23 protein-coding genes are annotated in these 23,376 nt (G+C 40.9%); 20 read left to right on the top strand and 3 right to left on the bottom strand.

Annotated elements, in window-relative coordinates; genetic code table 11:
- Positions 1 to 57 precede the first annotated feature (57 nt).
- The gene (locus NST73_RS15160) at positions 58 to 1,287 is read right to left on the bottom strand and encodes a PucR family transcriptional regulator (RefSeq protein ID WP_008345900.1); all 1,230 of its coding nucleotides are present in this window, start codon (positions 1,285 to 1,287) and stop codon (positions 58 to 60) included.
- A gap of 407 nt (positions 1,288 to 1,694) precedes the next feature.
- Between NST73_RS15160 and NST73_RS15155 the strand changes: the two genes are divergently transcribed.
- The 8 genes from NST73_RS15155 (at position 1,695) to NST73_RS15120 (ending at position 13,069) form a co-directional block, all read left to right on the top strand.
- Positions 1,695 to 1,988, top strand: coding sequence for a WXG100 family type VII secretion target (locus NST73_RS15155; protein ID WP_003213769.1), 294 nt, complete (start codon positions 1,695 to 1,697; stop codon positions 1,986 to 1,988).
- Between the two features lie 95 nt (positions 1,989 to 2,083).
- A complete protein-coding gene (locus NST73_RS15150; protein ID WP_008345897.1) occupies positions 2,084 to 2,323 on the top strand; it encodes an EsaB/YukD family protein in 240 nt (79 codons plus the stop codon).
- A 14-nt stretch (positions 2,324 to 2,337) separates the two neighbouring features.
- Entirely contained in the window at positions 2,338 to 3,651 is a 1,314-nt protein-coding gene (gene essB / locus NST73_RS15145) for a type VII secretion protein EssB (protein WP_342499182.1), read from the top strand.
- Between the two features lie 51 nt (positions 3,652 to 3,702).
- A complete protein-coding gene (gene essC / locus NST73_RS15140; RefSeq protein WP_342499181.1) occupies positions 3,703 to 8,178 on the top strand; it encodes a type VII secretion protein EssC in 4,476 nt (1,491 codons plus the stop codon).
- On the top strand, positions 8,175 to 11,072 hold the full coding sequence (gene esaA / locus NST73_RS15135) for a type VII secretion protein EsaA (protein WP_342499180.1): 2,898 nt from the start codon (positions 8,175 to 8,177) through the stop codon (positions 11,070 to 11,072). The genes essC and esaA overlap by 4 nt, the downstream gene beginning before the upstream one ends.
- On the top strand, positions 11,053 to 11,550 hold the full coding sequence (gene essA / locus NST73_RS15130; protein ID WP_274660903.1) for a type VII secretion protein EssA: 498 nt from the start codon (positions 11,053 to 11,055) through the stop codon (positions 11,548 to 11,550). The genes esaA and essA overlap by 20 nt, the downstream gene beginning before the upstream one ends.
- 97 nt (positions 11,551 to 11,647) lie before the next feature.
- A complete protein-coding gene (locus NST73_RS15125) occupies positions 11,648 to 12,391 on the top strand; it encodes a (S)-benzoin forming benzil reductase (protein ID WP_235672193.1) in 744 nt (247 codons plus the stop codon).
- Between the two features lie 144 nt (positions 12,392 to 12,535).
- Entirely contained in the window at positions 12,536 to 13,069 is a 534-nt protein-coding gene (locus NST73_RS15120; RefSeq protein WP_007500462.1) for an HD domain-containing protein, read from the top strand.
- Here the strand turns inward: NST73_RS15120 and NST73_RS15115 are convergent.
- Positions 13,066 to 14,550, bottom strand: a complete 1,485-nt coding sequence (locus NST73_RS15115) for an alpha/beta hydrolase (RefSeq protein WP_096881801.1) — start codon at positions 14,548 to 14,550, stop codon at positions 13,066 to 13,068. The two genes, NST73_RS15120 and NST73_RS15115, sit on opposite strands and share 4 nt — an antisense overlap.
- Positions 14,551 to 14,730: 180 nt before the next feature.
- Between NST73_RS15115 and NST73_RS15110 the strand changes: the two genes are divergently transcribed.
- From NST73_RS15110 to NST73_RS15070, 9 genes are all read left to right on the top strand, one after another.
- Positions 14,731 to 14,967, top strand: coding sequence for a YuzF family protein (locus NST73_RS15110; RefSeq protein ID WP_003213721.1), 237 nt, complete (start codon positions 14,731 to 14,733; stop codon positions 14,965 to 14,967).
- 184 nt (positions 14,968 to 15,151) lie between these two features.
- Positions 15,152 to 16,255, top strand: coding sequence for an AI-2E family transporter (locus tag NST73_RS15105; RefSeq protein WP_039168924.1), 1,104 nt, complete (start codon positions 15,152 to 15,154; stop codon positions 16,253 to 16,255).
- Positions 16,256 to 16,323: 68 nt separating this feature from the next.
- A complete protein-coding gene (locus tag NST73_RS15100; RefSeq protein WP_008345880.1) occupies positions 16,324 to 16,545 on the top strand; it encodes a spore germination protein in 222 nt (73 codons plus the stop codon).
- A 102-nt stretch (positions 16,546 to 16,647) separates the two neighbouring features.
- Positions 16,648 to 16,869 carry a spore germination protein gene (locus tag NST73_RS15095; protein WP_008345878.1) on the top strand — a complete coding sequence of 74 codons (222 nt, stop codon included), beginning with the start codon at positions 16,648 to 16,650 and terminating at the stop codon, positions 16,867 to 16,869.
- Positions 16,870 to 16,963: 94 nt separating this feature from the next.
- The gene (locus tag NST73_RS15090) at positions 16,964 to 17,212 is read left to right on the top strand and encodes a YueH family protein (RefSeq protein ID WP_008345876.1); all 249 of its coding nucleotides are present in this window, start codon (positions 16,964 to 16,966) and stop codon (positions 17,210 to 17,212) included.
- 27 nt (positions 17,213 to 17,239) lie between these two features.
- Positions 17,240 to 17,647, top strand: a complete 408-nt coding sequence (locus NST73_RS15085) for a YueI family protein (RefSeq protein ID WP_007500468.1) — start codon at positions 17,240 to 17,242, stop codon at positions 17,645 to 17,647.
- A 60-nt stretch (positions 17,648 to 17,707) separates the two neighbouring features.
- Positions 17,708 to 18,259 (top strand): isochorismatase family cysteine hydrolase, encoded by a 552-nt coding sequence (locus tag NST73_RS15080; protein WP_008345872.1) that lies wholly within the window; start codon positions 17,708 to 17,710, stop codon positions 18,257 to 18,259.
- Positions 18,260 to 18,276: 17 nt separating this feature from the next.
- On the top strand, positions 18,277 to 19,746 hold the full coding sequence (locus NST73_RS15075) for a nicotinate phosphoribosyltransferase (protein ID WP_007500472.1): 1,470 nt from the start codon (positions 18,277 to 18,279) through the stop codon (positions 19,744 to 19,746).
- A 139-nt stretch (positions 19,747 to 19,885) separates the two neighbouring features.
- Positions 19,886 to 21,112, top strand: coding sequence for an HDOD domain-containing protein (locus NST73_RS15070; RefSeq protein ID WP_035701209.1), 1,227 nt, complete (start codon positions 19,886 to 19,888; stop codon positions 21,110 to 21,112).
- Between the two features lie 36 nt (positions 21,113 to 21,148).
- Here NST73_RS15070 and NST73_RS15065 read toward each other — a convergent pair whose 3' ends face one another.
- Positions 21,149 to 21,502: a hypothetical protein gene (locus NST73_RS15065; RefSeq protein WP_017367963.1), complete on the bottom strand. Its 354-nt coding sequence runs from the start codon at positions 21,500 to 21,502 to the stop codon at positions 21,149 to 21,151.
- A gap of 505 nt (positions 21,503 to 22,007) precedes the next feature.
- Between NST73_RS15065 and degQ the strand changes: the two genes are divergently transcribed.
- The 3 genes from degQ to comX all read left to right on the top strand — a co-directional run bounded on the left by degQ (position 22,008) and on the right by comX (position 23,371).
- Complete coding sequence (gene degQ, locus NST73_RS15060; RefSeq protein WP_003213123.1) at positions 22,008 to 22,148, top strand: degradation enzyme regulation protein DegQ; 141 nt, start codon at positions 22,008 to 22,010, stop codon at positions 22,146 to 22,148.
- Between the two features lie 151 nt (positions 22,149 to 22,299).
- Positions 22,300 to 23,223: a polyprenyl synthetase family protein gene (locus NST73_RS15055; RefSeq protein ID WP_342499179.1), complete on the top strand. Its 924-nt coding sequence runs from the start codon at positions 22,300 to 22,302 to the stop codon at positions 23,221 to 23,223.
- Positions 23,201 to 23,371: a competence pheromone ComX gene (gene comX, locus NST73_RS15050; protein ID WP_034317154.1), complete on the top strand. Its 171-nt coding sequence runs from the start codon at positions 23,201 to 23,203 to the stop codon at positions 23,369 to 23,371. The genes NST73_RS15055 and comX overlap by 23 nt, the downstream gene beginning before the upstream one ends.
- Positions 23,372 to 23,376: the final 5 nt, after the last annotated feature.

Below are 23,376 nucleotides of genomic sequence, written 5' to 3'. Positions count from 1 at the left end.
AGTTTAGAAAATTCTTCGGTTGAATGAAAAAATTAAAAAACGCCTCTTTGTGAAATTTCACAAAGGGACGTTTTTTAGCTTCATATCAAGATAAATAGTCATTTTCTCATTCATGTTTTTTAAATCAATTTCTGCAATGTCCGTAATCCGCTTCAGCCTGTAATTCAGTGTGTTGATATGAATATTTAACTGCTTTGCGGCGATATTGGCGTTGCTGTCACAATCAATAAACCGTTCAAGGGTCTCGACGAGGTTGGAATGATGCCTGAGATCGTAATCCTCAAGCTTTGATAAAGAGTAACTGGAATAAGACGATCCCTTTCGTTTTTCAGCAAGCACATCTAAGTATTGATAAATACCCAGTTCAGAAAAGCTGTTTAATTGTTCTGTTTCCACAGGAAAGCGTTCTTTTGTTTTTAAGACGGCCAGTGCTTCTTTATAGGATGGCTGAATATGAGTAATGTGATCGTAAATTCCACCAATGGCCGCCTGAACGTCATGGAGCTGATACCGATCAGACAACTGCTTTAGCATGCCGCTTGTGAATTGTTTAATATCTTGAAGCGGATGTTCTGTTTTTGGCGAGACAAGAATAATGAATTCGTTAAAATCAACAGTCGTTAAAAGCACCTGCACTTGCTGCGTTGTTTCAAGCAGATAGGAGAGCTTCTTTTCCGTATCTTCTGTGAGTTCATCACGAAGGCGAAAAATAATAATCGCATACGTGTCTGGACACCTCATCCCAAGTCTCAAGAAGAGATCAAGCATCTCATCCTTTTCATGAATATGTCCTGTGAGCATCTTCCAAAATAGCTCCTGATTGCGTTCTTCTGTTTTCGTTTTTCGAATTTGTAAATTGAGTAATTTGTTTTTCACGGCATGTGCTGCCATCTTGAGAAGGTCCATTTCTTCATCTGAAAAAGGCTGCGTGGATTCAATTGCCCAGATAAACCCGAGCACCTCTTTGTCTTTCCAAATGGAAATGGCAACCCTGCTGGATAGACCGACTTCTGCAATTTGAGGTACGCGAAGCGGTTCATCTGTTTTAAGGAGTGTAGGAATGATACCGTCTTTCCAAAGCCGATTAATGACTTTTTCCGGTACACGGCGGGAGATAATGGTTGAAGTTCTGGCGGGATCAGTGAAATCATTATGTGTGCTATAGGCTAATAATCGATGATGAGTATCTTCTATAGTAATAGGGCAATTGAGCACATCACTAATTTGGTCTGCCACATCCTCTAAACGATCAAGGCTATACTTAAATGGATCTGTCTTTTTTGTCATAAAAAACCCCTGCTTTTTCGAATATTTCACGTACTTACATTATGAAGAGAATCAGGTACGTAAATCAACAAAAAAATGCCATAATCATTAAAAAAACAAAAAGCTTGAGAAATGAGCACATTGGTCATGCGTTGATCACAAAAAGAAATAGTACAATAATAATGTAGTAAAAAATCAATAGGCGGAAAGATTCATGGAAGTGCACGCCCTTTTATTAAGAATATATGACCAAAAAACTGTTAAATACTAGATAAAGAGCGAAAAAACAGTAATTCCATAGACTCATTTTGTAAAATAAAAACAGATTTGTTTGACTGTGTATCATTTCTGTTTTTATAATAATAACGTCAAAAAATAAGTGGATTAGCCCATTATATGGCGGCTATGCACGGGAGGTAATGAGGAATATGTCAGGAATTATTCGCGTAACCCCAGAAGAACTAAGAGCGACCGCTAAGCAATATGGTGTTGAAAGTCAAGAAGTGTTAAACCAAGTTGATCGTCTAAATAGAATGATCTCTGACCTAAAAGGAATGTGGGAAGGTGCTTCTAGTGAAGCATTCGCTGATCAATACGAACAGCTTAAACCTTCATTCATCAAAATGTCTGATCTATTAACAGATGTCAGCAATCAGCTTGATCAAACTGCAAATACACTTGAAAGCACTGACCAAGACATCGCTAGCCAAATCCGCGGCTAATCAAAGGGATTTCCTTTCTAAGTGTGAAAAGCAGAAAAAGCGCCGAGTCTGTCAGTTGATGCCGGCGCTCTTTCTATTTTGTGAGGTGGAAATTTGTGTATATCGATATTACCATCGACTTAAAAAACTATGATGGCAGTGTGTTTGATTTGAGACTATCAAATTATTTACATATTAAACAAGTCATCCATATCGCCTGGCAGGCAAAACAAATCTCACTACCTAAACGAGATGGCGGATGGGTGCGTGTAGTCAATAAGAAAGCTGTGTTTTCAGGCGAATATAAGCTGTCAGACTGTGGAATCACCACAGGAGACAGGCTGGAAATACTATGAAAGGACTTTTGTAAATGGCAGATAAAAAGAGTTCCTATTTAGAAGAACAATTAGAAGCAGTCATGAAAAAAGAGGAAAGCACTTACACCTTCATTTTTCAAAGAGAGACAATTAAACTCTTAGACGGTTTAGAAGCGGCACCGATTAAAGACATCAATCCTTCATTTAAAAAAGAGATCCAATTAACCGAAGGTGAGGTCATCATTTCGATTCAACCGCCTCCTGCCTATCAGGAATTTCGTTTCATCCATGCAAAGGATGAAAAAAGCAAATGGATTTTTTCATACCAGCTTGTCGATGCAGTGTGCAAACACGACGTGAAGCGGCTGCATCCTATTGTTTCTCCTGAAAACATTGTTTTTCATCAAGGCTTAGCGCCTGCATTTTTGCATTACGGGGTCAAAGAAAGCATCCCGCCATATGAAACCGACCAACATCGTCTGTTAAAAGAGGTCAAAGCCGTCATTCTTCGAGTGGTGGACCATGAATATCAGTTTCAAGAATATTTGGCTTATCATGATACGTTGAAATTATCTGAGCTGGCAAAGGAAATAAGTGATACACAGTCACTGGAAGAATTGTCTGCTTTGATTCAACAAAAAATAGAAGCCATCGAAGCAAAAGAAAAGACGCTCTTAACCATTCCAAAAAAGAAATGGAAGATCGAACGATACATTGGACTTGGTCTCCTTGTTCTTTTGATTCCTGCATTGGTGTATACCGTTTACACGTTCTTTTTCGCCATGCCGAAACAAGAAGCGTATGTGGAAGCGAACAAGTATTATCTCAACAAACAGTACAGCCAAGTGGTGGATACGCTCGAAAAATACAAAGCCGATCAAATGCCAGTCTCTCTTCAATATGAACTGGCCATTTCGTATGTGCAAACGAATCAAGGGAATCTATTGCTTGACCAGCACAAAAAAGAAATCACGGATACGTACACATTGCAGACAGACCCGCAATACTTCCTGTTCTGGATTCATATTGGACAAGGCAATAGCAAGGAAGCTCTGGATATTGCAAGGGTGCTCGGGGACGACCGATACATATTCACAGCACTCGTCGCCTACCGCAATGAAATTCAAAATGACGACAGCCTATCTGCTGAAGAAAAACAAAAACAGCTAGATCCAATCATTAAGGAAATGGCGAAGTATGAAGAAAAAGAAACAACGGAGACGAGCACCAATGACTCCTCAGATGCAAGCCAAACAGATGAAACAGCTGAACAAAAAGAGCAGTCAAAAGCCGATCAGGAGAAAAAAGAGAAAGAATCTGATGCAAAAAAGAAAACCTCTCAGACGAAAAAAGATGAGAAAAAATAATTCTTTCGATACAACTGACAGTTGGTGCTGTCCGATGAGGAGGTGGAGCGTTTGAGTCTTCTATGGGTTTTTTATGAGGAAGATTATCAAACCGTCCGTTTAGATGAGCAGTTCAACCGAGAAGCTGTGATTGGACCTGAAATAGAGCATACAGTAACGATTCCTTCCCTTTCGTTTGATGAAGGATTGATTCGTTTATCTCCAGATGAAACGAATGACGGCTTTTCTCTTTATCAGGGCGAAAAAAAGAGAGGTCACTTACTTCCACATGAACCATGTCAGGTTGGTTCACTCACACTCATGTTGATGGATTCACATCATGATCAAATCATTTATTACCTAGGAAATAGAGTCGAAGTGACTATTTCAAGTGAAGAAATAGATGAAGCGGATGTGTGGAAAGAACAAGCCCATTCAATGTTTCAAGATGCCAAATCCTTCACGTTGGAAAAAATAGAAGGCACTTGGTATGTCATTCCCCAAGATGAGACGATCTATGTGAACGGGAAACAGCTGCACGGTCCACAGCAGCTTCTTGCTGGGGATGAGCTGTTTTGGAACTTTTTGACGCTGTCATTGAAAGATGATGATTTATTGCAAGTAACAGCATTTGAACCATTTCAAACACGTTTAGAAAAAACAAGGCCGCCGAGTACCGAAACGAAACAAAAATATCCTTTATATAGACGAACACCACGTTTGATTTACGATCTGCCAGATGACCGGGTGTCTTTCAGCTTTCCTTCACAGGAGAGTGAAAATAACGGCAGAGGACTTTGGCTCGTGGTTCTTCCGCCGCTTGTCATGCTGATTGTCATGGGGATCGTGGCCCTTGTTCAGCCGCGGGGTTTCTTTATTGTCGTGTCGATGGCGATGTTTATTATGACGTTAATTACTTCGTCCGTTCAATATTTTAAAGAAAAATCACAGCGCAAAAGACGAGAAGAGAAGCGGCAACGCGTTTACTCGCTTTACTTAGAAAATAAGCGGAAAGAGCTGCAAGAGCTGTATGACCGTCAACAATTTATTTTAACGTATCATTACCCGTCTTTTGAACAAATGAAATATTTGACGTCAGAAATCAGCGGGCGTATTTGGGAAAAGACGCTTGTCAGTGATGATTTTTTACAGCTGCGTCTAGGGACAGGTGCAGTTCCTTCAAGTTATGAATTATCGACGAGCGGCGGCGATATGGCCAATCGTGACATCGATGACTTAATGGAACAAACCCAGCATATGCAAAACGTCTATCGCGAGGTAAAAGATGTACCGATTACGTTCGGTCTTGCGGACGGTCCAACCGGATTAATAGGAAAACCGGCAATTGTCAAAAATGAGCTTCACCAGCTTGTCGGCCAGCTTGCTTTCTCGCACAGCTATCATGATTTGAGATTTGTTTTTATCTTTAATGAACAGGAGTATGAGAACTGGGAATGGATGAAATGGCTGCCGCACTTCCAACTTCCTCATACATACGGGAAAGGGTTTATATATAACGAACAAACACGTGATCAGCTCTTGTCTTCTATTTATGAAATTTTGCGAGAGCGTGATCTGGAAGAGGAAAAAGAGAAAAAAATCTTTACGCCTCACTTTGTGTTTATCGTGACAAACCATGAACTCATTGCGGAACATGTGATTTTAGAATACCTAGAAGGCAGCCGGACGGATTTAGGCATCTCAATTATCTTTGCGGCAGAAACAAAGGAAAGCTTGGCTGAAAATATTTCAACGCTTGTTCGTTACATTAACGAAGAAGAAGGAGATATTCTCATTCAGCATAAGAAGGCCGTACGAATTCCATTTCAGCTGGATGCACATGAGCGAGCGGACAATGAGCTATTTGCCAGAACCTTAAGAACATTAGATCATCAAGTCGGGATGACCAACTCAATTCCAGAAACGGTCTCCTTCCTTGACCTGTTTCATGCCAAACAGGTAGATGACATTGGCATTCGTGAAAAATGGCTGACATCTGAAACAGCAAAGTCATTATCTGTGCCTATCGGTTATAAAGGAAAAAACGATATTGTCGATCTGAATCTGCATGAAAAAGCACATGGCCCACATGGTCTGTTAGCGGGAACAACGGGATCAGGAAAAAGTGAGTTTTTACAGACGTATATTTTATCCTTGGCTGTACACTTTCACCCGCATGAAGTGGCGTTCCTACTCATTGATTACAAAGGAGGCGGAATGGCGCAGCCGTTCCGAAATATTCCACACTTGCTTGGTACGATCACAAACATTGAAGGCAGCAAAAACTTTAGTGAAAGAGCGCTTGCCTCTATTAAAAGTGAACTGAAGAAAAGACAGCGCTTGTTTGATCAGTATCATGTGAATCATATCAATGACTATACGAAACTCTATAAAGAGAAAAAGGCGGAACAGGCGATGCCTCATTTGTTCTTAATCTCTGATGAGTTTGCTGAATTAAAAAGTGAAGAGCCAGATTTTATTAGAGAGCTTGTCAGTGCCGCGCGGATTGGACGAAGTCTCGGTGTTCATCTCATTTTGGCGACACAAAAGCCTGGCGGGGTCATTGATGATCAAATTTGGAGTAACTCCCGCTTTAAAGTCGCATTAAAGGTACAAGATGCATCAGACAGTAAGGAAATTTTGAAAAATAGTGATGCAGCGTCGATTACCGTGACAGGTCGTGGATATTTACAAGTAGGGAACAATGAAATCTATGAATTATTCCAGTCGGCTTGGAGCGGTGCACCGTATATGGAAGATGGCTACGGATCAGAAGATGACATCGCCATTGTAACGGACACTGGACTGATCCCATTATCAGGGGTAAGTACAGAGCCGGCTGTGAAAAAAGAGACAGTGACGGAAATTTCCGCTGTTGTGGATGAAATTGAACGTATGCAGCAGGAGCTTGGAATTGAAAAGCTTCCGAGTCCATGGCTTCCACCGCTTGAAGAACGGATTCCAAAAACACGTTATGCATCAAGTGAAGAGCACGTCTTCCATTTCGCTCTTGTCGATGAGCCAGATCAGCAAAGCCAGCATCCACTTTCTTATCAAATGATGGAGGATGGAAATATTGGCATCTTCGGTTCATCCGGCTACGGCAAATCACTTGCTGCAACCACACTGCTTATGAGCTTCGCAGAAAGATATTCACCTGAAGAATGGCATGCATATATTTATGACTTCGGTAACGGCACCTTGCTACCGCTTGCCAAACTTCCGCATACGGCTGATTATTTCTTAATGGATCAAATGAGAAAGATTCAAAAGTCGATGAAGCGTCTTCGTGAAGAGGTTGAATATCGCAAGCGTTTATTTAGACAGCAGGAAATGAGTCATATCAAAATGTACAATGCGCTGAATGAGAAAAAGCTTCCATTCATATTTATCGTGATTGACAACTTTGACATTGTGAAAGACGAAATGCATGAACTCGAATCTGAATTTATTCAGTTAAGCCGTGATGGACAATCGTTAGGCATTTATTTCTTAATCACAGCGACTCGTGTCAACGCAGTCCGTCAATCGCTTATGAACAACTTGAAAACAAAGATTGTCCATTACTTAATGGATCAAGGAGAGGCATACTCCATTATTGGCAGACCGAAATTCAGCTTAGAGCCAGTTCCAGGCAGAGTCATTATCAACAAAGAAGAGCTTTATTTTGCCCAAATGTTCCTGCCAGTTGAAGGAGAGAATGATCTCGAATTGTTTGAGCATTTAAAACAAGAGATCCAGCTTCTAGATGCTCGCTTTGAATCAGCTGAAAAACCAAAACCTGTACCAATGCTTCCTGAAAAACTGACCATTTGGGAGCTAGAGAGTCGCTTAGAAGAACAAAAACAGCCGTATGACATTCCAGTCGGACTAGATGAGGAATCTGTTGCACCTGTTTACTTTGACTTGAAGAAGAATAAACACTGCCTCATCATTGGTCAAACGCAGCGAGGGAAAACAAATGTGACCAAACTAATGCTTGATCAGCTATTAGTAGCAAAACCTGAGAAGCTGGCCGTCTTTGATTCGATTGATCGGGGGCTCTCTCATTATGCAAAAGAAGAGAACATTGATTACCTTGAAACAAAGGATGATATCACAGAATGGGCAGAGGAAATAGATCGTTTATTCAAGGTGCGTGAAGAGATGTACGTCGAAGCTGTGCGCCGGGGGGAGACTGATCAGTTGTCGTTCTCTCAAATTGTGCTTGTGATTGATGGCATTACGCGTTTTCAGCAGACAATCGACCCGCGTCTTCAAGATCAATTGGCTGATTTCATGAAGTCATATGCACACTTAGGCTTCAGCCTGATCGCATCAGGGAATCATACCGAATTCAGTAAAGGCTATGATGCACTCACAAACGAAATCAAACAGGTTCGTCATGCCATGTTACTGATGAAAAAATCAGAGCAAAACATCATACCGCTTCCGTATGCAAGACAAGAACCAGAGATTCAGCCAGGATTCGGATATTTGGTTGAAAACGGGAAAGAGAAGAAAATCCAGGTTCCTTTATGTGCGGTAGAAAGGAAGAGTGTTCAATGACAGAGCAGCAAAAAAGCTCCATCAAAATCGTGTCGACCATGATACTGATTCTCGTCTTGCCGGTTCTATTTTTCCATCTCATTGGGGATGATCCGGCAAAACAGAAAAAGAATGCCACACGTAACATTGCCGTGGTCAATGAGGATATGGGGGCGAGCGAAAGTGAAAATACCGCTCGTTTCGGACAGGATGTGGTGGCGGCATTATCAGAGCGTCCAGATTACACATGGACAGTCGTCAATCGAAGTGCGGCAGAAAATGGCCTGAAAAATAGAAAGTACGATGCAGTTCTCTATATTCCATCTGACTTCTCTAAAAATGTGCTGAGCTATGATAAGGATCATCCTGAGAAGGCATCTATCCAATTCTCAATCCAAGATCAGCTCAATGCAGTGAATAAAGAAAAAGTACAAAGAGAGCTAGAAAATGCTCAAAAGAAAATGAATGAACAAATGTCGACTTTATATTGGAGTTTTGTATCACAGGAAATCGGCAATGTCAGAGAAGAGTTTGAGCATATTGTTGGCAAAGAGGTCGAATTCCAAAACACGATGTACAACTTCTATAAGCCAAATTCAAACAAACTATCTGATGCCGTCCAGCAGCAGAAGAAACAAATAGAAGAACTAAGAAATGCGATGGCCGATTCACAAAAACAGTATAAAGACGGTTTAAGTACAACAGAAGAAGCGAAAAGCCAGCTGAAGGATTTCGTAAAAGTAGTCGATCAATATCAGCAGTATCAAGACAAACAAAAAGATCTCTTGATCAAAGCGCAATCGACAAGCAAAAAACAAATCCAGCAAGGACTCAAACAGCTTGCGGAGATTCAAAACCAAAATGCCCGCAGCTTTAGCGATCAAATGGGCGGACTCAAAACCGATATCAATGGGGTCCAAAGTCAGCTTAAAACAACGGACAGCGCAATTCAATCTGTTCAAAAGGCAAGAGAAGACGCAATCCCTAAGCAATCGTCGGGATTAACGGACCTTGTGAAGGCGTCTCAAGAAGAGCTGTTGAAGAATTATGAAGGTCAATACTTAGAGGCCTATAAAAGTAAGATCATCGCCTTGCAGAATAAGCTAGAAGCAAAAAGGCAAGAGCTAATCAACGCACCCGAGCAGCCAGCTGATCCTGATGATGACGGGCAATCAGATCAAGATAATGAGAACCCAGAAGAGATTGGCATTAACTTAGATGATGAAACAAATGAACTCTCGCAAATTTCATCAGAAATGAACGATCTAGCTGATCAATTAGAAGATCAGACTGCACCTCCTACTAATGAAGATGATAAAGAGGGTGAAAACGGTCAGGATGCTGTTCAGCCAGATAACAGCGGCACGAATCAATCAAAAGATGACCTAAAAGCACTGTCTAATCGTTTAGAAGAAGTGAAAAAGAAGATTCAAGAAAAAGCGACCGCTCATAACGACCAATTGAAAGACAAAGTAAGTCAAATGAGTAAGGAGCTTGAAAGCCTCACGAAAAAAGTAGAGAAGCTTGAAAAGATGATTCTGAGGTTACAAGATCGATATAACGTCATTCCGAATGAAATCAAAAATCAGGAATTCTCTATTTTAAACAAAGTACAAGAGCTGAAACGAGTAAACTCGCCGATTGGCAACACTGTGAATACGAAAATATTTGATCAAGAGTTTAAAACAAATTCAACAAGCACCAAAAAGTTAATGGAATACTCCAATCAACTGTCTCAGCTAGAGATGATGCTTGGGAATCTATATCAACCAACAAACAACTCATCTCTACTAGACACAAAAGGAGATGAAATCCAGTCCATCCTTTCCATCAAAAAAGAAGAAACGGAAAACTGGGATACACTCAAAAATCAGATGCTGACGTCAAATGATGATGTGTCTACCTTTATTGATGAGATGCAAAAATTCTCAGATGGCTACGCAGAATACATTTCGACTCAGCAGGCAAGTATGGAACAGGAGTTAAATGCCATTTCTGAAAGTGCGGACACAGTAGCTGAACAAATGGCTGATCAAGGAGATGCGGTGTATACGGCAGACCTTGCGGGCAGTTCGATTGTTGTGAGTGCACAGGATTCAATTGGTCAGGAAGTGCTTCGTCTTTCTGAAAATATGAGTTCGTTAACCGACCGCCAAAAAGGGGTGGCCGATTATACGAATAATATTGAAGAAAGTGTCACAACCGTTCAAGAAAAAGCAGATACGCTGAACGAAAACTGGAGCAAGAATGTCAATTCTACGAAGCTTGTTCAACAAGATTTAAAGGGTATTTTAGGTAACACTTTAGATGATCAAGGCAACAGCAACTATGTGTATAACCATTTAGCCAATCCGCTGAAAATTAGCGGCGATGTGCCAGAAGAAAAAACGCAGACTGTACCGCCAGTAGTCATTTTGGTTATTGTGATGATCAGCAGTTTGTTGATTGGCTTTTTTAGCTCGTACTATGCGTCAGCGCCAATGCTGGTCAAAGGTGCACTCTTTGGTATTTTAAATCTGCTAGTCGGGCTCATGATCAGCCTGTTTGGACTCAACATTTACAAACTAGCTGATGACCAAGCCATTCAATGGTCGATCTTTACGATTTTGCTGCTAGTGGCATGCTCTGCCTTCATTCGCACAGCTTTCCTTTTCGGTTCAATTGCCGGATGGATGGCAGCAACGGCGCTTATTTTCTTCTTTGTTGCACCGTTAATTGATTTGGTCATGCCAAACTTCCATTTTACAAATCCAGTGACAGACGTGTATCTGTCCATCCAATATGGAAATGGAGACAACTTCGGTATGGGCATCACAGGGCTACTGATTTTAACGATATTGTTCATGGTCATTCCACTAGTGAAGAAGCTATGGAAAGACAAAACAGAGGAACGTGATGTCACTCATGAGGCTTAATCTATTCGTCAAAGGGATGGCACTTGGTGTCATATCCCTTTTTCTCCTCAGTCCTGCTGCTTTTGCTGCTACAGGTGAAGATACGGATACGAATGTCAAGCCGAATGAATATCAAGAAAAGAACCTCAATATTAATTCGAGTATATTGAGGGATCAAACGAAATACGAACAAAGCAAAACAACATCTAAAGTCAAAACGGACATTCACTTTGCTGACCCGCCTAAGACCTCTGGTGGTCAACTTTCGCCGCAAATTTTTAGTGATCTGAAAGAAAATCCGCCTAAAACGCCAGCTCGTATGATGAAAGAGATGGATATCTCTTTCAGCGATTCGGCTGTATCAACGCCTTCTGGCGATGATCATGAAAAGCAGAGATCGGCACTTCTGCCAATCATTTTTGGCATCTTGATCGCCTTTGGCATCATTGTCATGATCATTCTCATTCCAAAGGTGAATGTGAAGACGGAAAAGAAATAGCCTGCCTTATGAAAAGGGCAGGCTTTTCTTTATGCAGATTGCTTGATGTGAGACCGATTCACTATTTAAAATAGTGTTATCAAGGGAGGAGATTGTCATTCGAATTTCAATCGTCACAGGCGGATCAAAAGGATTTGGTTTAGCACTTGTCAAACAGCTACTTTCACGCGGGGATAACGTGTATACCGCTGCAAGAAGTGAGTCGCCACTATCCCATCCACACCTCACGCATTCACAGGTCGATCTCACTGATGAGGAATCGACTGCAAAGTGGCTTCAGGGCATCTTGTCCTCGCAAACTCTCGCAGACGCTGATGACGTCTTGCTTGTCAATAATGCAGGAATGGTCACTCCTATCAAGCGTGCAGGGCAAGGCGGAGAAGATACGCTTCATCAGCATTATACGCTGAACCTTGTCATCCCTGTTTTGCTCAGTCATGTGTTTGTGAGAGAGACACAATCTCTTGAAGGGAAGAAAACCATCGTGCATCTTTCTTCTGGAGCAGCTAAAAATCCGTACAAAGGATGGAGTGCCTATTGTAGCTCAAAAGCAGGGCTTGATATGTTTATGAGGACTTTACATGAGGAACAACAGGACGAAGCATATCCTGTCACCACGTTTTCCTTTTCACCCGGTACGATTGATACGGATATGCAGAGAGAGATTCGGAAATCCTCCAAACAGGACTTTGAACAAATTGAGCGGTTTCAGCAATTACATGAAACAGGTACGCTAAAGAGCCCAGATGAAGTGGCCGGTATTTTACTCGACCTTCTAGCAGATGACCCAGCTGGCGGTTGTGTATACGATGCCCGTGAGTATGGAAAAAAGCAGTCATAACGGCTGCTTTTTTCGTATTGTACAAGCAAAGACAGCTTATTAAGCATAAGCTAATCTTGAGACTCATCGGAAATATGACAGAACATTTGAGTTTCTTTTCAGAATATGTTAGGATGCTAAAAATATAGATAAGGAGGGGTTTCCATGAGAAAGGTTACATTAATGGATGTTTACACCCATCCAGTCGCTCAAAAATATTTAAATCGTTCAGGAAAAGCCCACGCCATTGCTTGTGCTTATCACGCATTCAAACTGGCGATGCAGGCGGGGATTAACCCGGATCTTGCTGTGAAAGCAGCACTCTTGCATGACATCGGCCACTATGAATGGTATACAGCAGGCGGAGAATGGGATTATGAGACATATAGACGGAATGATATTCATGCCATTAAAGGGGCAGAGCGGGCACATAAACTGCTCATACGGCTAGGCGAGGAACCAAAAGCAGCCAAAGAGATTGCCCTTGCGATTTTGCTTCACACAGATTCATATTTGCCAGAGGGCGACCTGCATAAGGACACACTCCAGCAAATTGTGAAGAAAGCAGATGAAATGGACGAAGAGCCTGGTGGACACCATCATTACAGACAAATAGATGAATCACTTGCGCTCAAAAAAATTGCTGATTTGGATGAGAAGGTGCAGCAGGCGCTTCAGCCCATGAAACGCTCTGTTTAATATGGAATATCTCCATGAATCGTTCCGTGCTGATCCACATACAATGTGCGAATCACAGTACGGTTAAATGCCGATGTCCCTGACGCAGTGAGACCTGTGTAATGAACCGTGACGGAATAAGCACCTTCTTTTTTCAATTGAACGGCTGATGAAGAGCTCGTTTTCAGTGGATGATCCTTCTCGGCATCTTTAAAATAAATGGTCTCTACAGTTTTGCTTAATCGTTTAATCAGCTTGCTTGAATGTGTCGATGCATCTCCTGATTTCGCTGCAGCGATTTTGATTTCTTCATTTAATGGTGAATCAAAGGATACAAGTAGCAAATAAGGATCCTTTTTTCCTGAATTTGATCGAATCGTCCATTTTCCTGGAACGGGTTTATTGATTTGCACATGGTGTGAATAGGCGCCTTCATATGGGAATGATGCTTCCGATGTCGTCAAATTGGTTAAGACATCGCCATTTGGCGCAACGATTTCCGGATTGGCTTCCTGTCTTTCATTTAACCACTGAATCGATAGGCCATTCGTTCCTTCCTCTACATAGAACGCTTCTGTTTTATCCTTTTCACTTTCTCCACCTTTCACATAAACGTTTGTATTTAGCTCCGAAGAAACTGGTTCTTGCTCTTGTTCGTCTTCGCTTTCAGCGCTTGCGGTACTTGCACGCAGCTGTGTCTGAAATACGGGGAACATGCTTGTGCCGTTTTTGATCGAAAAGTGATCCCACTTTCCTGTTAAAATATTGTTTGCATATGCTAGCTTTGTGCTGCTGACCGTCACAGCGCCATCGTTTGCACCAAAGCTTTTTAAATACATGCCGCCTAAATAAAGCACTCCGCCAAAGGTTCCCCATTCTGAACCAGAATAGGTCACATATTTATGAGGAAACGTCTCCAGCCGGTCGGTTTCACTTCGAAAAGCTGCCATCATCCCGGTTTGCAGAGAATAGAGCGCATCGCTCTTTTGTCCAAGGATTTGCGCAAGCCAGCTTCCGCCTTTGCTATAGGCTAAATCCGCAAGCGGCGTCCCATAATGTGGAGAGCCAAGTGTGATGACTTTCTCTACATATGGATGAGCGTTGTAATACACTAGTGCAGCCTGCGTATCCACACCGCCTTTACTATGACCGATTATGATCAGTTTTCTGCCGAAAAATTCATAGATTTCTTTTAACTTTTCTGCTAATAGTTTCCCATTCTTTTTCATGTCCTGATCTGGATACAAATCTATGAACGCGCTTTCGTATCCGTTCAGAACAGCTTGTTTTGCCATATCGTTTCGATCAGACCATGTGGAGGAAGAACTGTTTATGCCATGAACAAAAACAAGTGGGGGTTTTGACAGGTCTTTTTGTACCGGTTCTTCTCCTTTAAACCACTTCCCTGGTGTACCAGGTGCATCTCCAATTGTGCCTGCGTGCGCATAACTTGCAGAGGATAGTAAGAGCATGACAGCAACGATACAGATTAATTTTTTCAAGATCATTCACCTCTTCAAATAATTTAAGATGTTGGCAGCACCAATCTATTATACTTCTAAAAATTGTAAAAAAATACGGAATGTAAAAATACGGTAATAATGTTGTAGGTTTGCTGAGTGACACTCACATGGGTCATTGCATACGCTGTGGGTAAATACACAAGTAAAGGGGCAGGTAGCATGGCACAACAAGGAAGTCCACAGCTTGTTTCATTAGTTGATCCATATGTTTATCAAACATTGCAGAAAGTAGTCGGTATGAGATTGATTGTTCAAACAGTGAAAGATACAGTACGTGGAAAGTTGAAGGAAGTGATGCCGGATCATATTGTGATTGAGGCGGGGGCAAAATCAGTGTTTTATGTGCGGATCCAGCAAATCGTGTCGGTGATGCCTGATCACAGTGAAAGAGTGTAACAAGCAGACGCACAGGTGTCTGCTTTTTTCAATGCTTACAGAATGTATATCTGGAAAAAGTGCATGATATACCAATTGTTCTTTTTTTTTCAAAAAATATGGTTCTAAAACAAGAAGCAGTTGACAGAAGGTGGGTTGAATAGTAGTTTTTTAATAAGGTCAATACGTAACAGGAGGAGCATCTTTGTTAAAATCTAAAGTTCATTTTTGGACATTCCAAATATTACTGGTTTTACTGATTGTGTACGTATCAACAAAAGTTTCGTTTTTATTTCAGCCGATCATTTTATTTGCTTCAACGTTGTTTGTTCCTATTTTACTGGCAGGTATTCTCTTTTTCATCTTTAATCCGATTGTTCGATTTTTGTCGAAGAAGATACCTAGGACGCTCGCCATTCTGATTATTTATCTCCTATTCATCGGGCTTATCACGTTTATTGTCAATGCTGCTGGACCTGTCATTGTCACGCAGGTGGGTGGACTTGTCAAAAGCTTCCCGGGGTATGTCACGGACATGCAGAAATTTATCAACGATTTCTCGCATTCTAAAACATTTACGTGGATGATGAACCAAGATTATGTGTCTGTTTCGAAGTTTGAACAGTCGATCGTTTCGACATTAAAAGATTTACCGGAAAATATTGCTTCCAGTATGTCGGCGGTGTTTGGCGTGATTGCGAATATTGCCCTCGCTGTCATTACCGTTCCATTCATTTTATTTTACATGCTAAAAGACGGGCATAAGTTTCCGGACAAGCTCGTTCAATTTTTGCCAATGCCTTACCGTAAGGAAGGATTGAAGATTTTTAAAGAATTAAACGATACGCTTGCTGCTTACATACAAGGGCAAATCGTTGTTTGTTTATTTGTCGGAGTTGCTTGTTTTATCGGATACTTATTAATTGGTGTGAAATATGCGCTCATTCTCGGCATCATTATTGCGGTGACAAACGTCATTCCATATCTTGGGCCATATCTTGGTGCGGCACCAGCTGTGCTCATTGCTTTTCTTGATTCGCCTGGAAAAGCGGTTGTGACTGTTATTGTCATTCTTGTTGTTCAGCAGATCGATGGAAACGTCATTTCTCCATTGATCATTGGAAAACGTCTCAACACACATCCGTTAACAATTATCTTGCTATTAATTGGGGCAGGAAGTTTTGGCGGAATCCTTGGCATGATTTTTGCCGTCCCTGTCTATGCGCTGCTGAAAGCCATCACACTCAATATTGTCAGATTGGTTCAGCTGCGTCAGCGCTCTCGAAAAGAACAGCATTTAAACGTTTAGGGCAGATGCACAACTTTTCCCTTTTTGCATAACATAACTCACATAAGCGAATAGGGAGGAGAAGGAAGATGCCTGCGATTGTTGGACCCATTCATATTGAGTCTTTAGGCGGAAACGGCTCGGCTACTTTTGGTGACGTTCTCGCCATTGCCCCTTTGGCTGTAGATCACTCGACCGGTGGAGCGGGAGCTTTTAATTCAGGTGATTATATGTCCCTTACAAGCGATCCGAATGCTACCATGCTTTGGGACTTTACACTGTTTGGCCAGCCCCAATCATTTAATGCATAGAAAGACAGCTGATCATATGACATATCAGCTGTCTTTTTTATGTTGGATAGACACGTATTGTTCCGCTAGGCATATGATGAGGGTAGTAAAGGTGGTGGAAAGATGCCAGCAATTGTTGGACCCATTCATATTGACCGTGTCATAGGAAACGGTTCTGCACATTTCGGCGATGTGTTTGCCATTTCGCCAAAAAGTGTGGATCATTCCGCTGGTGGTTCAGGCACCTATAATGCAGGAGATTTTGTTCAATTCTTCAACAATCCGAACGTCACATTTGTTTGGGATTCAAACCTGATCAGCCAGCAAAAGAGCTTTAACGCATAGCCAGCTTTGAAAGGGTCTCCTTTTCAGAAGCTGTCTTTTTTTATGGTACAATGGATAGAAGAAGGAAGAAGAAAAAGGGGGGAAAACACATCAAATGAAAATAAGAAAAGCGCATCTGACAAGCGGGCAACCAACAACCTACAATGTATATTTACACGAAAATAAAAAAGAATATAAAACGCTTGTCGCTGTACCTGATATGGAATGGAGTATTTCGATCGCGTATGAAGACGAAAAAACGCAGCTTGAGCAAGCACTAGAACAATCTTTAAACAAAAGAGTAGAAATAGACGAAGCCCGTGAACTTGCACAAAAAATTGTGCACTGGGTCACAGAAATGTAAATTCAAAAACCAGGAGTGAACACAGCAATGAAAGAAGAATCCGTAGACTTTTATTTGCAGCAAGGGATATTTGGACATGCTGAAACAAAACCAGATGAACGAAGAATGTTTCTCGGCTCATTAAGAGAACGTGCTCTTCTCGCTCTGACAAAAGGGCAAGTATCGAGACATAAATCGTATCAAGAGGTAGAGCAAGTATTGAAGGCAAACCGAGAGGCCACTGTTCTTTTAAATGGTGAATTGTCATATGCTTCTTATTCTCCATATGTGAAAATGGCAAATGCCGCTGGTTGTTCTTTTAAAGTGGTCAACCATCACGAGTCGCATTCACCGTTTGGGCTTGTGATAGAGGTGCCGCATGCGATCAATCAAGAGCATATCTACATAGAAGATGAGCTTTTTCAAAAAGCTTTTTCTCGTGAATCTGTTGAATAGGTTTCCCTAGTGAAATGAATAAGCTATAATGATTCAAAAGAGCATATGGGAGAGATGCGGATGGGCAAAGCATTGATTTGTATTGATTATACAGTTGATTTTGTTGCAGACGATGGAAAACTGACGTGCGGAAAGCCTGGACAGGCGATTGAGTCGAAGATCACAGAGATCACTTCTTCATTTATTGATGAAGGACACTTTGTTGTTTTTGCCGTCGATCATCATGAAGAGCAAGATCCATATCATCCAGAGACAAAGTTATTTCCGCCCCATAATATTCGCGGGACAGAAGGAATTGAACTTTACGGAAAACTAAGTTCACTATTTCACACGTCAACACATTTAAATCATGTCTATTATATGGAAAAAACAAGATACTCTGCTTTTGCAGGCACTCAATTAGAAATGAAACTGCGCGAGCGTGGCATCACTGAACTTCACCTAGCCGGAGTGTGTACCGATATTTGTGTACTTCATACAGCTGTTGATGCGTACAATAAAGGCTTTGAACTTGTGATTCATGAGAATGCCGTAGCGAGTTTTAATGAAGCGGGGCACGAGTGGGCACTTTCTCACTTTGAGCATACGCTTGGTGCGAAAGTGGTTAAGTAAGGGAAGGAGAATGGAAGTTGGAGCATCGGTTTATTGACGACAGTTTATCACTACATACAGATCTTTATCAAATTAACATGGCAGAAACGTATTGGAGAGACGGCATTCATGAGAAGAAGGCAGTCTTCGAACTCTTCTTTAGAAAGCTTCCATTTGACAACGGCTTCGCTGTATTTGCTGGTTTAGAGAAAGCGATTGAATATTTATCGGACTTCTCCTTCACCGAGAGCGACCTTGCATATTTAAAAGATGAACTCGGTTATAAAAGCGATTTCATTGAATACTTAAGCGGATTGTCTTTTACAGGGACACTTCATTCAATGCGAGAAGGAGAAATTGTCTTTGCGAATGAACCTATTATGCGCATCGAGGCAACACTTGTTGAAGCGCAGCTAATTGAAACGGCACTGCTCAACATCGTGAACTTCCAGACGCTAATTGCAACAAAGGCGGCTCGTATTAAAGGAATCATTGAAGATGAGACAGCATTAGAATTCGGAACAAGACGTGCGCATGAAATGGATGCAGCCATGTGGGGAGCAAGAGCAGCACTGATCGGCGGATTTCAGGCAACAAGTAATGTCCGTGCAGGGAAACGCTTCAATATTCCCGTATCAGGCACACATGCCCATGCCCTTGTACAAGCATATCGCGACGAATATACTGCATTTAGAAAATATGCCGAAACACATACAGACTGTGTCTTTTTAGTGGATACATATGATACGGTCAGATCAGGCATTCCAAATGCGATTAAGGTAGCGAAAGAATTCGGTGATAAAATCAACTTTATTGGGGTCAGACTTGATAGCGGAGACCTTGCCTACTTGTCTAAAAAGGCGAGAACGATGCTGGATGAAGCTGGCTTCCATGACGCCAAAGTCATTGCATCAAGCGATCTTGATGAACACACCATTATGAACTTAAAAGCACAAGGTGCAAAAATTGATGTATGGGGTGTTGGAACGAAACTGATTACCGCATTCGATCAGCCAGCTCTTGGTGCTGTATATAAGCTTGTATCGATTGAAGAAAACGGTCAGATGAATGACACGATCAAAATTTCTTCTAATCCAGAGAAAGTGACAACACCAGGCCGTAAACGAGTGTATCGCATTATCAATCAATTGAATCATCACTCTGAGGGAGACTACATTGCCCTTGAAGAAGAAGATGTTCAAAGTGAAGATAAGCTGAAAATGTTCCATCCAGTTCATACATTTATCAGCAAATTTGTGACAAATTTTGTGGCAAAGGACCTTCATGTCCCAATTTTTGAACAAGGGAAGCTGGTGTATGATAATCCAGATATCCAAACGATTCAAGCATATGTGCAGGACAGTCTCGGACTCTTCTGGGAGGAATACAAACGAATCAGCAAACCAGAAGAATACCCAGTCGATTTGAGTCAAAAATGCTGGGATAATAAGATGCAGTTTATCCATGATGTGAAAAATAAAATCAAAAAAGAGCTTTATGAAAGCTGATTACCCCGGGAAAGGAGATCATCAAGCCAGATGGTCTCTTTTTTTCATGTTGGACGATTCAAAATGAACCTTATGGGCAATCATTTGGTATACTGAAAGCACATCTTGTTTGTCATTGCATAAAGGAGGAATGGAGCAGTTGAGGGTGTTTGTTGCAAGGCAGCCTATTTTTAACAGAAAAGAACAAGTCGTATCATACGAGCTGCTTTATAGAGATAGTGAAACCAATACATATAGCGCTGAAGATGGTGATCAAGCGACAACGGACCTCATTATCAATAGTTTTTTAAACATTGGCATCGAAACACTGACAGAAGGAAAACGATGCTACATCAATTTCACCGAAAGCTTGCTTTCGTCTGATCTGCTCACTTATTTTGATCCACATCAGCTTGTGATCGAAATATTAGAAAATGTACCGATTACCCCGGCACTTATTATGAGATGTAAGCAATTAAAAAAGTGGGGATACACGATTGCGCTCGATGATTTCTTTCTGAGCGGAACACATTTTCATGACAAGTTACTCGATGAACTCCTCTATTGCATTGATATTTTAAAAATTGATTTTCTGAAAACAACATGTGAAGAACGAAGAGACATTTTACATACATATAAAAAGTATCGACTTCGATTCCTTGCTGAAAAGGTAGAAACGCGAAAAGAATATGAAGAAGCGTTAGAAGCTGGCTTCCATTTGTTTCAAGGATATTTCTTTAGTGAGCCGCACGTCATTTCGGGACGGGCCTTATCGACTAGCTTCCACGCATACCATCAGCTATTGAATGAGCTGAGCAAGGAGCAGCCGAATATTCAGACCGTGACGCACTTTATAGAAAGTGATCTTTCCCTTTCATATCAATTATTAAAAATGCTGAATTCTGGCGGCATGAGACGTCTTTATCAAATCAAGAGCATTCGTCAGGCGATTATCCTGCTTGGGTTTAATGAAATACGGCGATGGATCTTTATCCTTTCATTTAAAGAACTGAATGTCCAAGCCAACTCAAGCCAAAAGGAAATCATCAAAATGTCATTCATTCGTGCCAAAACGTGTGAACTCATTGCTAGTCGGACTGAACGAGAGCATCCCGCTTCTTATATGTTAACAGGTATGTTTTCACTCATTGATACGCTTGTCAGGGCGGACATTACTGAACTTGTGAAAGAACTGCCTCTTTCGGATGAAGTAGGTGAGGCACTGCTTGGCTATGAAAATGACTATTTCCTTGTGTTAGACGTTGCCAAACGTATTGAACGAAATGAATGGGATGATGAAATGTTAGGTGGAAGTCTCCCTAAGCAGGAAGCCTACGGCTGTTATATAGAAGCCATTGAATGGTGTCATAAAATGTTTGAATCTTAAGAAAAGCCGCTCACACTAGAGCGGCTTCTTTCTTTGTTATCCCCACTGTAAAAGTAGAAAAAGCCTGCTGGAAGAGAGGGATAAGTAGATACGGATGCCTTCTGGACTAAAGCGGATATCGATATTGCTTTTCACCCCAATCTGCTTCAGCATTCGAATCACACTTGCGGTGTCAGCACGTTCAGCAGCTTCCATGATTCGCTGTCCAAACGAAAGCGAACCGGAAATCTGCTGTGTAATGAGGGATGCATCAGCCACGAGACGGGTTGATTCCTTTGCAGCCTTTTGAAACGCATGAGCATCTACTGGAGGAAAAGTCATAGGTGTTCGCGGGTATGCGTTCCCTATTGCGGGAACCTGCAAAGGCGGATAAGGAACATAGTAAAACACATGGTCACCTCTTCTCTCATTGAAGTGAATTTGGACGGATATCTGTTCTAAATGTATGAAGAAAATCCGAATAAAGAATCAAAATGATCTTTCTACCTTTGCATATTCATCATAAAAATAGGTACTTTTGCGGTCAATTTCGGTGAATGTCGCCAAAAAATTGCGGTGTCTACAGTAGAGCCTGTCGTCTGACCTATAACATGAAAAACCGAGGAAACAGAGGGGATCGTACGTTCTGTCTCGTGAGAATTGTGACGAATGATGCCTGTTCATGTCGCAAAAATGACGTATTTCCTTTGAAATTGAGATAAAAGTATCATTTGAAAAGTCTGAAAATGATGAAAAAAGACCTATTGAATTTTGCGGTATCACGCACACATTTTGTGCATACTTTTCGGTGAAAAAATACTCAATAGCATTTACACTGTTAGTAACAGATCAAATACTTATGACCCAATCAACATACACAAATACATTGATCTTCCAAAAAAGGAGAGTGGAATCGATGGAAAAGTATGAAATCGAAGAACTTAAACAACTATTATGGAAACTTGAAAACGAAATTAGAGAAACAACGGCTTCTCTTCATAACATTAACAAAAGCATTGATCAATACGACAAATATGAATATGTGAAAATTTCTTAAAGACTTGATAACCATCAAGTCTTTTTTTTATCCAAATACATACAAAAAAAGGATATATTATTATATAATTGTTAAATAGTGATGTCAGTGGACATTTGCTTATTTCTTTTTAGTAAAATAAGAGGCGAGAGGGTGAGGATCAAGATCGAGTATGCTAAACTATCTAGAGAATACAAAAATCAAGCAGAAAATGTCTGATTTTATTCAACATGCAGTCAGGCAAAATGATTTACAAAAGCTGCTTCTCGAATTTACAGATATAAAGAATGAATTTTCTTTTGGGCAATTGGCTTACCAACATTATGAGGCATTTGGCGGACAAGACAAGCAAGCGATTACAAAACTGGCAGCAGGGATTGAACTTCTCATCTTATCTGCCGATATATTAGATGATATTGAAGATCAGGATAATGATTCGTATCCTTGGATGAAATGTCAGAGCGGAATTGCGATTAATGCGGCGAATGTTCTCTTTGCATTGAGTTTTGATGTGTTTTCAAAGCTTGATCATGGAGCGAAGCTTTTAAACAATGTATATTCTTATTCCATTCAGTCAATGCAAGGGCAGCATATAGATATGACACTGGAGCCAGAGAATGAGCAGGATTGTTTAAATATCATGAAGTTAAAAGCAGGGTCACTGTTTGTATTACCTTGTGTGTTAGGTGTTGTTTTGGCAACAGGTTCTTTTGAAAAGAAGGTAGAAGAATATGCTTATTACCTAGGAATGGCGGAACAGCTTGAAAATGACTATCTAGGTCTTTTTAATAAAGATAATATTGACTTTAAAAGAATGCAAACATTACCGCTAGTTTACTTGAAAAATGAGTTTAATCCATCTAGTTCAGACTTGCTCAGTTATTTTCAATCAAAGGATAAGAGTGCCGGCTCTGAAGAATTAAAGGATAAATTAAAAAAATCTGGTGCTCAACAATATGTATTTATTATGAGAAACCTTCTCAGAAATAAGTTTAAAGAAGCATTCAAGAAACTACATTTAGAGGCTTCAAAAAAGAAAAAACTGATACTTTTTTTAAATGGAGATGGAGAAGATGAAAATTCAGGAATTGGTTAGTTATTTAGTGGAGAATCCTTCAACATTAAATCAAATCGTTAATGGGAACGCATCATTGCTTCACGTTGATCAAGAAACTGCAAGTATTATTGTTGACGGATTCCAGAAAGAAGACGTTATTAAAGCAATCATATGGGCAACTGCTTGAGTAGA

Origin of the sequence: Bacillus sp. FSL W7-1034, assembly GCF_038593365.1 — a bacterium.
Lineage (GTDB): Bacteria > Bacillota > Bacilli > Bacillales > Bacillaceae > Bacillus > Bacillus altitudinis.
This window is presented reverse-complemented; position numbering and strand designations above follow the sequence as displayed.